This window comes from Intrasporangium mesophilum (assembly GCF_054783095.1).
The window spans coordinates 108097-120627 of the sequence record NZ_BAAGRF010000015.1 but is presented as its reverse complement, the minus strand read 5'-3'; the positions used below and the strand labels follow the sequence as shown (position 1 = coordinate 120627).

The following is a 12531-nucleotide window of genomic DNA, read 5'->3' as shown; positions in this document are numbered from 1 at the left end:
CACAAACCGGTCCCGAACCGAAATGAGGCCCGATTGACGCCGAGATTCGAGTCCGTCGACGACTACATCGACTCCTACCCCGAGGAGACCCGGGCGCAGCTCGCCCAGGTCCGCACCGCCATCCAGGAGACCGCCCCGCAGGCCCACGAGAAGATCAGCTACGGCATGGCGACCTTCACCATGGACGGCCGCCCCCTGGTCTACTTCGCCGGGTGGAAGAACCACATCGGGCTCTATCCGGTCCCCACGGGTGACCCTGCGTTCGAGGCCGCGATCGGGCCCTACCGCCGCGCGAAGGACACCGTGCGCTTCCCGACCAGCCGGCCGGTCCCGCTCGACCTGGTGGCCCAGATCACCGAGCTGTGCCTGCGCCGCCACGCTGAGCGCGAGAGCGAGAAGTCCTGATCCCGGCGGCTCGTCAGGACCGTTCGCGGAGCGCCTGCTCGACCGCCTCGCGGTCGCGATCGTCCATCGCACGGGTGTCCCGAGGCTCGGCGAAGGGCTCCACCCGGTCGGGCATGCCCCCCTCGATGGCCCGGCCGCGATCGAGCTCGGCGTTGACCTCTGAGCCGAAGAGGATCGCGAGGTTCGTCAGCCAGAGCCACACGAGGAAGATGATGACGCCGGCCAGGGAACCGTAGGTCTTGTCGTAGGACGCGGCCACCGCGACGTACACCGCGAAGAGAGCGGAGACGACGATCCAGCCGAGCACGCCGACGAGCCCGCCGGGGCTCAGCCACCGTATGCCGCCCTGCCGCGCGTTGGGCGCGGCCCAGTAGAGCACGGCAAGCAGCGCCGCCACGATGACGACGAGCACCGGCCACTTGACGATGTTCCAGACCAGGACCGCGGTGTCCCCGAGCCCGACGACATCGCCCACCGCGTGCGCGACAGGCCCGCTCAGCACGACGATGGCCGCCGCTACGGTGAGCACGACGACGGCAAGGATCGTCACGCCGATGCGGATCGGGACGGTCTTCCAGATGGGACGTCCTTCGGGAATGCCGTAGATGGTGTTCGAGGCGCGCATGAAGGCCGCGACATAGCCGGAGGCCGACCACACCGCCACGACGATGCCCAGGACGGCTGCGACCCCCGCGCCGGAGCGGCTGCCCTGGGCCTGCTCCACGAGAGTCTTGATGACGTTCGCCGCAGAGCCCGGGGCAAGCCGCTCGGCCTGGCTGACTACCTCACCGGCCGCGCTGGGTCCCAGCAGGCCCAGCACCGAGAAGAGCACGATGAGCCCGGGTAGGACGGAGAGCACGCCGTAGTAGGTCAGACCGGCCGCCAGGTCGGAGAGGTTGTCCCGCTTGAACCCGCGCAGCGCCCGCTTCGTCGTGGCGACGAGCTGGCCCTTGGGAAGGTCGGTGGGGCGGTTCGGCTCGGCGCGGCTGCTCGGCCCGGGCGAGCTGCCCGGTTCCGTGACCTCGCCCGGCCGCGCAGGTCGACCGTCGGTCGCTCCGGCGTCAGCGACGCCTGTGTCCGGCGGCGCCGTCGAGCTGGGTCGCGTCGTGTCTGCCATGTATGCCGCATACCCACCGGCGTGCCGCGCGTCCCGCGCGCGTGGTCACTCCGTGGTCACCCCGCGGTCACCCCGCGGTCACTCCGCGGTCACCCCGGGGTCAGTCTGCGATCAATGCCAGCGGTCGCTCCCCCCGGTCGATACCACCGGTCACTCCCCCGGGCCGGGCGCCTCGATGACCGACATGATGTTGCCGGACGGGTCGGTGAACCACGCGATGAGCGGACCGCCGCCTCGGAAGATGCCCTTGGCGTCCGTCTCGGCGGGCGTGCCTTCGTAGTGCTCGAAGGCGACTCCACGAGCGGTCAGCTCGTCGACAGCGGACTCGATGTCCTCGACCGGGAAGTTGAGGATCGTGTACGTGGCCGGCGTGTGGTCCGGCTTCGGGTAGACGATCGTGGGTCGGCCGCCGGCGAGCCGCAGCGTCAGCATGCCGTTCTCCTCGGTCACCTCGAGGCCGAGCCGGTCGGTGTAGAAGGCCTTGGCGGCCGCGACGTCCTTCACGGCGAAGCCGCTGAAGGCCATGGAGCTCTCGAGCATGGCGCGGGTCCCTTCATCGTCATCGGTACAGCAACCCTCAAAGTGTGACCCATGTCTCAGCCAGCGGAAGGTAAAGCGCGAGTAAAGCCTAATCAACCGCCCAAAACCGGGCGAACGCCGCGTGTCGTCGTTACCGGGACGTGACATCGGTCAGTTGATTCGTCTACAGTCACCAGGGTCCGGCCAACCCTGGTCGGGCGCTCGCGAGATGGACCGCCTAGTCCTGTCACCGCCTTGCGAGGTCTATGGACACCTTGTGGCAGGAGCGGAGGAACCAACCGTTTCTCCGGGCGTCAGGCGACTCGTCGCCCGACGCCCTTGGGGTGAAGTCCTCGCCCGAGTCGCGACCACGTTCGCGAAGCGGGAGAGGCCCGGGCATCAACCTTTCCGCCCGAACCCGACAGCTAACTTCGTAGGCGCGGAGAGGTAAAACGTGAAGAACGAGAGCATCCGCGGCCGCCATCGCGTGCCAGGACGACATAACCCCCTCAACGAACTCAAGCTCCTCGCCCGAGAGTCGGCTCAGCCGGCCATGAAGGGCGCAGCAGTCGTCGCGGCCACCGGTGGTCTGGTTGCGACGTTTGCCAACCCCGCGAGCGCCGACACGCAGGCGTCGCACAGCGGTGTCGTCGCGGCCGGCGTCGGCTCCGCGCCGGACGCAGCCGTGCAGGCGGCCCCCGCCATCGCCCCGGCAGCCACCGCGACAGTGGCCGCGCCGAGCGCGCTGAGCAAGATCGGCTTCGCGCCCGCGGTTCAGCAGGCCATCACGCAGCGCGTGCCCGCCAAGCCGCGCGTCATCGAGGACGTCACCGTCAAGCAGGCTCGCGCCGCCGCTGCCGCTCGCAAGGCCGCGGCCGCGCGAGCCTCACGCGACACGACCCGCCGGACCCTGACGTCGAGCACCTACGCCACGAAGTCGAGCACCAACTCGACCTCGCCGCGTGCGTCCTCCGGCACCCGCTCCTCGCACAACTGGGCCACGCCCGGGCAGTGCACCTGGGGCGCCCTCAACAAGTGGTACCAGTCCGAGGGCTACTACCCCGGCGGCTGGACCGGCAACGCCAGCGCGTGGGCCTACGGCGCCGCCTCGGCCGGCTACACCGTGAGCGGCGTGCCGCGCACCCGTTCGATCATCGTCATGCAGCCTGGCGTGTACGGCTCCTCGAGCGCGGGCCACGTCGGATGGGTGACGGGCGTCAGCGGCGACCAGGTCACGTTCATCGAGATGAACGCCCTGGCCGGCGCGTACAACTACAACACGCGCACGATCACCGACATCGCCGGGATCAAGTACATCTACGCGCCGTGACCTGACCCGTCTCGCGCTTCGCAAGGGGCGGTGGTGATGCCGAGTGCATCCCACCGCCCCTTCGCATCTATTCGGGGTCGCGAGGAGGGGCCAGTCCGTTGCCAGGTCCGTCGCCCGGTCCGTCGCCAGGTCCGTCGGCCGGTCCGGCGCCGAGGGGGCGCTGGACCCAGGTGACGTCGTGCCAGTGCCCGGACTTCCAGCCGATCCTGCGATACGTACCGACCAGCTCGAACCCCATGGCCGCGTGCAGCCTGGCGCTCGCCTCGTTCGGCTGGGTCATCCCGGCCGCGGCCATCCGGTAACCGCGCGCAGCGAGCCGGTCCAGCAGGACGGCATACAGCTCCTGCCCGCCCCCACGGCCGCGATGCGCCGGGTCGAGGTAGACCGAGACCTCACAGGACCAGCGGTAGGCCGCTCGCTCCTTGAACGGACGCCCGTAGGCGTAGCCGACGACCTGGCCGTCGTCCTCGAGGACGAGCCACGCGTGCGTCCGTGCCGACTCCTCGATCCGCTGGGCCATCTCCGCGGCGCTCGGCACCTCGGTCTCGAAGGTGATCGCGGTGTCGGTCACGTAGGGGGCGTAGATGTCCGCGCACGCCTGCGCGTCGGCCGCCGTCGCGTCGCGGACGCGGCGCTGCCGCGGGCTCTGCTCCATCCGGCGATAGTAGGCGGCGGCCGACCCGCGCCGGACCAGCCGTCATGGGTCGGACGGAGGCGGTGGCCGCTCGGATTCGGACCCCGCCTCGACTCTCGCCGATACGCCCGAGGCCGATACGCCCGAGGCCGGGGCGGCCTCGGGTGTGCCGGCGGCCTCCGCTGCCCTGGCTTCCTCGTCCGCCTCGAGCTCGGCGTCCGAGCGAGTGCCGGTGCGCGGCTGCCGCGCGGCGAACCGCGCGACGATGAGCGCGACGAAGGTGACCAGGAAGACCTGTCCCACCACGGCCTCGCTGCTGGCGACGAGGCGGCCCAGCGCGGTCGCCGGTGTGTAGTCCCCGAAGCCGACCGTCGTGATCGTGATGAGGCTGAGTAGGTGTACGTCGTCGTGGAGACGTCCTCGCCGAAGAAGCTGGCCCCAGGGGTGAACGCGTCGATGGTCTGGTACGCGTAGGTGTACGCCACGGCGATCTGGAGGTATGCCGCTACCGCCCCCATCACCGTCTGCAGCGTGACCTCGGCGTGCTGGACCAGCCGCCGAGCGACGAGGACCGGCGTCAGCGCGGCGGCGAAGAACCAGAGGGTGGCCGGCGGAACACCGTGGCTCGCATCGTTGGACCGGATGAACGCGACGAGCACGATCGAGACGGCACCGACACCGATGACGAGGGCGTCGACGGCCTGCCGCCACCGGCGACCGGCGCCGGCGGCCCGCGCGGCGGCGATCAGCGCCAGGCCGCTGATGGCGTGCGTGAGCAGGCCGGCCAGGAACGACGACCGCACGTCGACGAGGGCCTGCACGATGATCGTGGCCAGCACCAGCGCCAGGACGATGCCGAACCGGTCGAGCATCGGCGGCGGCTTCGGCAGCCGGGCCGGAAGGCCGGTCGGCAGCGCGGGCCTGCGCAGCCGGGACGCGCGCGAGGGCTCCGTCATCGACTCCTCCTTCGGCGAGCAGGACCGTCGCACGGTCGGCCGTGACACGGGACGACCGGCGTGGTTCGAGGATAGGGGGGCCCGTGGCCCCGCCTGCGAGCCGCGCACCATCTAGCCTGAAGAGGGTGAGTGGCCAGCCCAGCGACGCTCCGCAGCGTCGCCCCAACATCGTGTTCCTGCTCAGCGACGACCACGCCGCCCACGCGATCAGCGCGTACGGCTCGGCCGTGAACCGTACGCCGCACATCGATGCCGTGGCCGCGGCCGGGGTCCGCCTGGACAACCTCTTCGCGACGAACTCGCTCTGCTCGCCGAGCCGGGCCTCGATCCTGACCGGCACCTACAGCCACGTCAACGGTGTCACGACGCTCGACACACACATCGACGCGTCGCAGCCGACGTTCGTCACGGCCCTTCGAGCGGCCGGCTACCGGACGGCATTCCTCGGGAAGTGGCACATGGGAGACGGCGTCAGCGGCGGGGTCGGCCACGACCCCCAGGGCTTCGACGCCTGGCACGCACTCATCGACCAGGGCGAGTACCACAACCCCCGGTTCCTGTCCGCCGACGGGCTGCGGCGTGAGCAGGGCTATGCGACCGACGTGATCACCGACCTCGCCATCGACTGGGTCGAGTCGCTCGAAGGAGACGCTCCGTGGTGTGTTCTGGTGTGGCACAAGGCTCCCCACCGGCCCTGGGAGCCCGATGACGCCCATGCCGGCCTCTATGCCGATGCGTCCCACGGAAGGCTCCCGGTCCCGCCCACCTTCGGAGACGACCTCGCGACGAGGTCGGAGACGGCGCGTCGCGCGGAGATGCGGATCGCCGACCACCTGACCGAGGAGGACCTCAAGCAGCCGGTCCCCGAGGGCCTGACCGCTGAGGAGGAGGCACTGTGGAAGTACCAGCGCTACATGGAGGACTACCTCGCGTGTGTCGCCTCGGTCGACGACAACGTCGGGCGGATGACGACCTGGCTGCGCGAGCGGGGTGAGCTGGACGACACCGTGGTCGTCTACTCGTCGGACCAGGGGTTCTTCCTCGGCGACCACGGGTGGTTCGACAAGCGGTTCATGTACGAGGAGTCGATCCGGATGCCGTTCGTGCTGGCCTACCCTCGCTCGGTCGCGCCGGGTCAGGTGCATGACCGGATCGTCACCAACGTCGACATCGCCGCGACCCTGCTCGACGCGGCGGGCGTCGCGGTGCCCGAGCGCATGCAGGGACGGTCCTTCTGGAGCGACCTCACCGGTGACGCCTCGAGCACCGACATCCCCTCTCCGACAAGTCCGCCCAACGCCGGCCGCTCCGCGGAGGAAGGCTTCTACTACCGCTACTGGATGCACGACGACCGCAGCCATCACGTCGGTGCGCACTACGGCTACCGGACGCGCCACCACACGCTGATCTACTTCTACAACGACGGGCTCGGCGTGCCCGGGTGCTCAGACCGGCGCTTTCCATCCGAGTGGGAGCTCTACGACCTCGACGCCGATCCCGAGCAGCTCGTCAACGTCTCGGACCAGCCGGCCTACGCGCAGGTGCGCGAGGAGCTGGAGGCGCGGATGTGGCTGGCGCAGAAGGCGGTCGGGGACGAGCCCCACCCGGACCAGCCGGTCCCACGCCTGGTCGCGGACCAGCCTGGTCCGCCGGTCGGCTGAGCCGACGGACCGCATGACTGGCCGCGCCCACGGCCTCTGGGGTCACATGCCCGGGATCTCCATGAACTTCTGCGTCGAGATCGTCCCGCCCGCCGCCGTGTGCGGGTGCCCGGCCAGGAACCCGGCCAGCTGCTCGGCCGAGTCCGCGTCGATCACGGAGTAGCCGGACACCTGCACGTCCGCCTCACCCTCGTTCTCCAGAGGCGAGCCCATGTCGACGAGGTTGCCGCCGACTCGCTCGCCCCAGGTCATCCACTCCTGCATGCCCGCGCCTGCCTGCTCCGGCGGGATCTGGCTCATCTGCTCACGCATCGCGGCGGTCGTGTTGTAAAAGACCATGTACTTGGACATGACATCTCCTCGTTCTGGGTCCGCACCGGACGGTGCGCGGCCAACTCGATGATGGTGCTGAGGTCGTGCTGACTGAAGGGAATTCCTCTGAGAGTTCCCCGGGAGATCCGAGAGATCGGCCCGAAGCGGACATCTCGCTGGTTGAGGCGCCCGAGACGGCCCCACGCCGATGGCGCTCCCTCTCATGAAGACGGTCTCGGGCCGGCTTCGTGACACGGTTCCGGGCCATCAAAATGACCACTCGACACCACTCGGACGGACGGGCCTCGGCTGGGCTGCGCCCCGCGGGCCAAGCCGGCACCCGGTCCAGGTGAATCTGTGAAGAGTCAGCGCATCCGTACCGGATTCGCGGCCGGAAACGTAGAGTCGAAAAGGTGGCACGGGTCACCGCTCCCCCCGAGGTGCACGCCGCAGCCGCCACCGGCGCCGCGGCAGCCACGTCTGCGCCCGACGACCCCGCCCCGCCCAGCCGCTCCGAGCGGCTGCGGAGCCGCCTCGCGGCCGTGCCCCGGCGAGTGTGGGTCGCCGCCGTCGTCGTCGTCCTGGTCGCCGCTGCGGCGCTGGCGTACGCCTTGACCCGGCCACCCGGCATACCCCCGATCACCCAGCGCGACGTGGACGCCAGTGTCCAGAAAGGGATCGAGAAGCGCGCCGAGGCCGAGGCCGCGGCGCCCGCCGACGCCACACGCGCGTATGCCGCCATCTCGCCGTCGCTGGTCCTCATCACCACCACGGGTGGCGTGGAAGGCGCGGACCGGCAGGGCACCGGTGCCGGCGTCGTCGTCAACGCGGACGGAACGATCCTGACGGCCCTGCACGTCGTCGACGGCGCGGGCCGGATCACCGTCAACTTCGCCGACGGCACGGTCTCGCCCGCGAAGATCGCGACCACGCGGCCGGACAGCGACATCGCCACCCTGACGCCCTCGAAGCTCCCCGAGACCGTCGTGCCAGCAGTCCTCGGTGGCGGCGTGGTCGTCGGGGCGCCCGTCTTCGCGGTCGGCCACCCGCTCGGCCTGACGAACTCCCTCAGCGCCGGCGTCGTCTCCGCTCTTGACCGGACCGTCCAGGTCGAAGGGAAGAAGCCACTGCACCACCTCATCCAGATCGACGCGGCCGTCAACCCGGGCAACTCGGGAGGGCCGCTGCTCAACAAGGCCGGCCAGGTCGTCGGGATCGTCACGGGCCTGGCCAACCCGACCGACCAGAGCCTCTTCGTCGGCATCGGCTTCGCCGTGCCGATCGCGACCGCCGGAGGTGCGGCGGGCAGCCCACCCCACTAGCGACAGGAGCCACGGATGGACCCCGACGCGACGACCCAACCCACCCCACCGACCGCACCGACCCAACCGAGCCTTCCGAGCCCACCGAGCCCACCGACGACCACCCAGCCGGGAGCGCCGGGAGGGCACGCGCTCGAGCAGGCGCTCTACGAGGTGAAGCGGACCATCGTCGGTCAGGACCAGCTGCTCGAGCGGATGATCGTGGCCCTGCTCGCGCGGGGTCACCTGCTCGTCGAGGGTGTCCCCGGGCTCGCCAAGACGATGGCCATCAAGACGCTCGCCCAGGCGATCGGCGGCGACTTCCAGCGCATCCAGTTCACTCCCGACCTCGTCCCCGCCGACCTGGTCGGGACCCGCATCTACAACCAGCGTGAGGGTGAGTTCCAGGTCTCGCTCGGCCCGGTGTTCGCCAACCTCGTGCTCGCCGACGAGGTCAACCGGGCGCCCGCGAAGGTGCAGAGCGCGCTGCTCGAGGTGATGCAGGAGCGGCAGGTGACGATCGGCCGGCAGACGTTCCCGGCGCCGGACCCCTTCCTGGTGATGGCCACGCAGAACCCGATCGAGTCGGAGGGGACCTACGCGCTGCCCGAGGCCCAGGTGGACCGCTTCATGCTCAAGGTCCTCATCGGATACCCCTCAGCTGCAGAGGAGTTCGTCGTCGTCGAGCGCCAGATCGCCGCCGCGGCCAAGACCGTGCAGGTGCTCGACCCCGAGACGCTGCGCGACTACCAACGGCAGGCCGACGCCGTCTACGTGGACCCGGCAGTCATCGAGTATGCCGTCCAGCTGGCCACCGCGACCCGCGAGCCGGCGAGCTTCGGGCTGGCCGACCTCGCGCGGCTGATCACCTACGGGGCGAGCCCTCGGGCCTCGATCAACCTGGTCCTCGCCGCCCGCGCGCTCGCCTTCCTCCGTGGTCGTGACTACGTCCTGCCCACCGACGTGCGCGACCTCACGCGGGACGTCCTGCGCCACCGCATCGTGCTGTCCTACGAGGCGCTCGCGGAGGACCTGAGCGCCGACGACCTGCTCGGTCCGATCATCGACTCGGTGCCGGTCCCGACCGCCCCGCTGCGCGACCGCGCCGCGTCGGGCGAGGCCCCGGCCTTCGGCGGTACAGCATGGACGCGACCACCACGCTGAGCGCCGAGCGCCTGCTCCGCCGGCTGGAGTGGCGGGTGGTCCGCCGTCTCGACGGGCGGCTCCAGGGCGACTACCGCAGCCTCTTCCGGGGGTCGGGGCTCGACTTCACCGACCTGCGCGAGTATGAGCCGGGCGATGACCTGCGGCACATCGAGTGGAACGTGACGGCCCGCCTCGACACCCCCTACGTCCGCGAGTACATCGAGGAGCGCGAGCTGACCGCCTGGCTCCTGCTCGACCACTCGGCCTCGATGGGCTTCGGCCCGGTCGACCGGCAGAAGGACATCGTCCTCGCCGAGGTCGCAACTGCTCTCGCGCACGTGCTGACGCGGGGTGGCAGCCGGGTCGGGGCCGTGATCCTCGACCGGACCGTGGAGAAGGTGGTCCCGCCCGCCTCGGGTCGCAGCCAGGTCCTCCGGATCGCCAAGACGCTGCTCGACCGCCGAGCCCTGGCACTTCATGACGCCTCGCTTCGCTCCGGCGCGGACCCCGCGGACCGCGCGGACCGCTCGGCCAAGCGGCGCGCGGGCGGGCGGCGGCGGTCCAAGGAAGCGGGGCCGGGCCGGGTCACCGACCTGTCCGTCATGCTCACCGCTCTGGGCGGGATGGCGCGCCGCCGGTCCTTGGTCGTCGTCATCTCCGACTTCATCAGCGCGCCCGGCTGGGAGGTCCCGCTCGGTCGGCTCGCCCGCAAGCACGAGGTCGTGGCACTGCAGATCACCGACCCACGCGAGTTCGAGCTCCCGGATGCCGGGCTGGTCTACGTCGAGGACGCCGAGACCGGCGAGCAGATCTTCGTGGACACCAGCGACCCGAAGTTCCGGACGCGCCTGCGCGCCGCCGCGGGCCAGCGCCAGGCCGAGCTCGCAGCTCTGACCCGGCGAGCCGGAGTCGACCTCTACACACTGAGCACGGACGAGGACCTCGTGCGGTCCCTCGTGCGCGTGACCGAGCTGCGGCGAAGGCGGCGCCGGTGACGCTGACCTGGCCGTGGGCGCTCGCCGGGCTCCTCGTGATCCCGGTGATCGTCGTTGCCCGCGGGCGGCTCCTCGCCCATCAGGAGCAGCGCCGAGCCGCCCTCGCGGCCGAGGGTCTCGTCCTCGCTCCGGCACGACGAGACCGGCTCCGGAACCTCGCACCCGCACTGCTCCTCGGGGCGCTGGCCGTGCTCATCATCGCGATGACCCGGCCCGTCGCCGCGGTGGCCGAGCCGCACCGGGAGGGCACCGTCGTGCTCGCCTTCGACGTGTCGAACAGCATGGCCGCCGACGACGTCAAACCGACCCGACTGGCCGCCGCCCAGGCCGCCGCCCGCGCCTTCATCGCCAAGCAGCCGGCGGGCGTGCGCATCGCCGTCGTCGCCTTCGGTGGCACGGGGGTCGTCACGCAGCGACCGACGACCGACAAGCAGGCGGTCCTGGCGGCGGTGGCCCGCCTGAAGCCACAGGGCGAGACCTCGATCAGCAACGGCATACTCGGTGGGCTGTCGGCCATCGCCGGCAAGCCGATCCGCGCACCGGGCGACTCGGAGTCGGGCAACCCGGACGAGACCCCGATCGGCTACTACGCCGGCACCGCGATCGTGCTCCTCACCGACGGAGAGAACACCAGCGGCCCCGACCCCGCCGACCTCGCCGACCTCGCGTCGGCCGCGGGGGTCAAGATCGAGCCGATCGGCCTCGGCACACCACAGGGTGCGGTGATCGAGGTCGACGGCTTCAGCATCGCGACCGCCCTCGACGAGCCGCTGCTGCAACAGATAGCGCAGACCACCGGAGGCACCTACCGACGGGCCACGGACGCCCAGTCGCTGGCCCAGGTCTACGACTCGATCCAGCTGCAGTGGACGACCCGGTCCGTCCCTCATGAGATCACCTCGATCATCGCTGCGTTCGGAGCGCTGCTCCTGCTGGCGGGCGCGGCGATCTCCGTACTGCGTCAAGGGCGGGTGGTCTGAGTGTCGTTCGAACAGCCGCTCCTGCTGGTGATCCTGCTCGCTGTCCCTGCGCTGCTCGCGGCATACGTGTGGCAGCTGCGGCGCCGCCGCCGACAGGCGGTGCGCTACTCCAACGTCGCGCTCGTCAAGGCCGCCGCCGGTCCGGTCCGCCACTGGCGCCGACACGTGCCGGTCGCGCTCGTGCTTGCCAGCCTCGCCCTTCTCGGGCTCGCGAGCGCCAGACCGACCGTCCGGGCCGACGTCCCCGTGTCGAGCTCGACGATCATCCTCGCGCTCGACGTCTCCGGCTCGATGTGTGCCACGGACGTGGTCCCGAACCGCCTTGCAGCAGCACAGGCCGCGGTGCGCGAGTTCGTCGAGAACCAGGACGACGAGACCAAGCTCGGGCTCGTCATCTTCTCCGGCTTCGCGCAGCTGGCGGTGGCGCCGACGACCGACCGCGACGACCTGCTGTCGACGCTGGACGACGTCACGACCGGCCGTGGCACCACGATCGGCGCCGCGATCCTGCGCTCGATCGACGCGATTGCCGAGCTCGACCCCGGCGTCGCACCGAGTGACCCCGTCGCGGTGCCCAGCACTGACGGGCCTGGCATCGGTGACCCAGGGGCCGCACCGACTCCGACCGGCCCGGGCACGGGCGACGGCACCGGCCCGAACGCCGAGCGCGGCACGGCGCCCGAGATCATCGTCCTGCTCACCGACGGTGCGAACACCCGCGGCGTGACCCCCGCACAGGCCGCCCGACAAGCCGCCGCCCGAGGCGTGCGGGTCTACCCGATCGGCTTCGGCACGACCAACCCGACGCAGATGGCGTGCACCCGAGACCAGTACGGCGGGTTCGCCGCTCCGCCGATGCGCGACTTCACCGGCGGCGGCCGCGACATGGGCGGACGCAGCTTCCTCGTCGTGGACGAGGCGGCGCTGCGGGACGTCGCGGAGACGACCGGTGGGACGTACTTCGCCGCGACGGACGCCGAGGCACTGACCAAGGTGCTGCACGACCTGCCCAAGCACGTGACCGTGCAGCAGCAGGACGTCGACCTGAGCGCCGCGTTCGCCGCCTTCGCGGCGATCGTGCTGCTCACCGGGCTGGGCCTCTCGATCCGCTGGAACACCCTGACGTAGCTCCCCCAGCGCCAGGCCCCCGAACTGTCGCCGCCCACGGCTAGCCT

Annotated in this window: 14 protein-coding genes and 1 riboswitch; of the genes, 9 read left to right on the top strand and 5 right to left on the bottom strand. The window is 70.9% G+C overall.

Going from position 1 to position 12531, the window contains the following annotated elements; translation table 11 throughout:
* The first annotated feature begins 33 nt into the window (after positions 1-33).
* Positions 34-405 (top strand): iron chaperone, encoded by a 372-nt coding sequence (locus tag ACYVLP_RS14285; protein ID WP_460628008.1) that lies wholly within the window; start codon positions 34-36, stop codon positions 403-405.
* 13 nt (positions 406-418) lie between these two features.
* On the opposite strand, the gene ACYVLP_RS14280 is transcribed toward ACYVLP_RS14285, so the two are convergent.
* Positions 419-1522 carry a YihY/virulence factor BrkB family protein gene (locus ACYVLP_RS14280; protein ID WP_460628007.1) on the bottom strand — a complete coding sequence of 368 codons (1104 nt, stop codon included), beginning with the start codon at positions 1520-1522 and terminating at the stop codon, positions 419-421.
* A 150-nt stretch (positions 1523-1672) separates the two neighbouring features.
* On the bottom strand, positions 1673-2062 hold the full coding sequence (locus ACYVLP_RS14275) for a VOC family protein (protein ID WP_460628006.1): 390 nt from the start codon (positions 2060-2062) through the stop codon (positions 1673-1675).
* A gap of 240 nt (positions 2063-2302) precedes the next feature.
* A riboswitch (cyclic di-AMP (ydaO/yuaA leader) is annotated at positions 2303-2493 on the top strand.
* Between the two features lie 101 nt (positions 2494-2594).
* Between ACYVLP_RS14275 and ACYVLP_RS14270 the strand changes: the two genes are divergently transcribed.
* The gene (locus tag ACYVLP_RS14270; RefSeq protein WP_460628005.1) at positions 2595-3371 is read left to right on the top strand and encodes a CHAP domain-containing protein; all 777 of its coding nucleotides are present in this window, start codon (positions 2595-2597) and stop codon (positions 3369-3371) included.
* A 67-nt stretch (positions 3372-3438) separates the two neighbouring features.
* Here the strand turns inward: ACYVLP_RS14270 and ACYVLP_RS14265 are convergent, their stop codons facing one another.
* Both ACYVLP_RS14265 and ACYVLP_RS14260 read right to left on the bottom strand, forming a co-directional pair.
* On the bottom strand, positions 3439-4026 hold the full coding sequence (locus tag ACYVLP_RS14265; protein WP_460628004.1) for a GNAT family N-acetyltransferase: 588 nt from the start codon (positions 4024-4026) through the stop codon (positions 3439-3441).
* Positions 4027-4068: 42 nt separating this feature from the next.
* Positions 4069-4383, bottom strand: coding sequence for a potassium channel family protein (locus ACYVLP_RS14260; RefSeq protein WP_460628150.1), 315 nt, complete (start codon positions 4381-4383; stop codon positions 4069-4071).
* Between the two features lie 96 nt (positions 4384-4479).
* On the opposite strand from ACYVLP_RS14260, the gene ACYVLP_RS14255 reads away from it, so the two are divergent.
* Together ACYVLP_RS14255 and ACYVLP_RS14250 are read left to right on the top strand one after the other, a co-directional pair.
* Positions 4480-5076 carry a hypothetical protein gene (locus ACYVLP_RS14255; RefSeq protein WP_460628158.1) on the top strand — a complete coding sequence of 199 codons (597 nt, stop codon included), beginning with the start codon at positions 4480-4482 and terminating at the stop codon, positions 5074-5076.
* Between the two features lie 10 nt (positions 5077-5086).
* A complete protein-coding gene (locus ACYVLP_RS14250; RefSeq protein WP_460628003.1) occupies positions 5087-6622 on the top strand; it encodes a sulfatase family protein in 1536 nt (511 codons plus the stop codon).
* Between the two features lie 42 nt (positions 6623-6664).
* Here the strand turns inward: ACYVLP_RS14250 and ACYVLP_RS14245 are convergent, their stop codons facing one another.
* Positions 6665-6973 carry a hypothetical protein gene (locus tag ACYVLP_RS14245; protein WP_460628002.1) on the bottom strand — a complete coding sequence of 103 codons (309 nt, stop codon included), beginning with the start codon at positions 6971-6973 and terminating at the stop codon, positions 6665-6667.
* 374 nt (positions 6974-7347) lie between these two features.
* On the opposite strand from ACYVLP_RS14245, the gene ACYVLP_RS14240 reads away from it, so the two are divergent.
* From ACYVLP_RS14240 to ACYVLP_RS14220, 5 genes are read left to right on the top strand one after another with little or no spacing between them, the layout of a single operon-like run.
* Positions 7348-8256 (top strand): S1C family serine protease, encoded by a 909-nt coding sequence (locus ACYVLP_RS14240; protein ID WP_460628001.1) that lies wholly within the window; start codon positions 7348-7350, stop codon positions 8254-8256.
* Between the two features lie 15 nt (positions 8257-8271).
* Positions 8272-9399 (top strand): AAA family ATPase, encoded by a 1128-nt coding sequence (locus tag ACYVLP_RS14235; protein ID WP_460628000.1) that lies wholly within the window; start codon positions 8272-8274, stop codon positions 9397-9399.
* Positions 9378-10376: a DUF58 domain-containing protein gene (locus tag ACYVLP_RS14230; RefSeq protein ID WP_460627999.1), complete on the top strand. Its 999-nt coding sequence runs from the start codon at positions 9378-9380 to the stop codon at positions 10374-10376. Before ACYVLP_RS14235 ends, ACYVLP_RS14230 begins: the two co-directional genes overlap by 22 nt.
* On the top strand, positions 10373-11356 hold the full coding sequence (locus ACYVLP_RS14225) for a VWA domain-containing protein (RefSeq protein WP_460627998.1): 984 nt from the start codon (positions 10373-10375) through the stop codon (positions 11354-11356). The genes ACYVLP_RS14230 and ACYVLP_RS14225 overlap by 4 nt, the downstream gene beginning before the upstream one ends.
* Positions 11357-12484, top strand: a complete 1128-nt coding sequence (locus ACYVLP_RS14220; RefSeq protein WP_460627997.1) for a VWA domain-containing protein — start codon at positions 11357-11359, stop codon at positions 12482-12484.
* The last annotated feature ends 47 nt before the right edge of the window (positions 12485-12531 follow it).

Coding starts and splice junctions, on each gene's coding strand:
- ACYVLP_RS14280 (WP_460628007.1), bottom strand. CDS start 1,522: ATGGCAGACACGACGCGACCCAGCTCGACGGCGCCGCCGGACACAGGC.
- ACYVLP_RS14275 (WP_460628006.1), bottom strand. CDS start 2,062: ATGCTCGAGAGCTCCATGGCCTTCAGCGGCTTCGCCGTGAAGGACGTC.
- ACYVLP_RS14270 (WP_460628005.1), top strand. CDS start 2,595: ATGAAGGGCGCAGCAGTCGTCGCGGCCACCGGTGGTCTGGTTGCGACG.
- ACYVLP_RS14265 (WP_460628004.1), bottom strand. CDS start 4,026: ATGGAGCAGAGCCCGCGGCAGCGCCGCGTCCGCGACGCGACGGCGGCC.
- ACYVLP_RS14245 (WP_460628002.1), bottom strand. CDS start 6,973: ATGTCCAAGTACATGGTCTTTTACAACACGACCGCCGCGATGCGTGAG.
- ACYVLP_RS14235 (WP_460628000.1), top strand. CDS start 8,272: ATGGACCCCGACGCGACGACCCAACCCACCCCACCGACCGCACCGACC.
- ACYVLP_RS14230 (WP_460627999.1), top strand. CDS start 9,378: ATGGACGCGACCACCACGCTGAGCGCCGAGCGCCTGCTCCGCCGGCTG.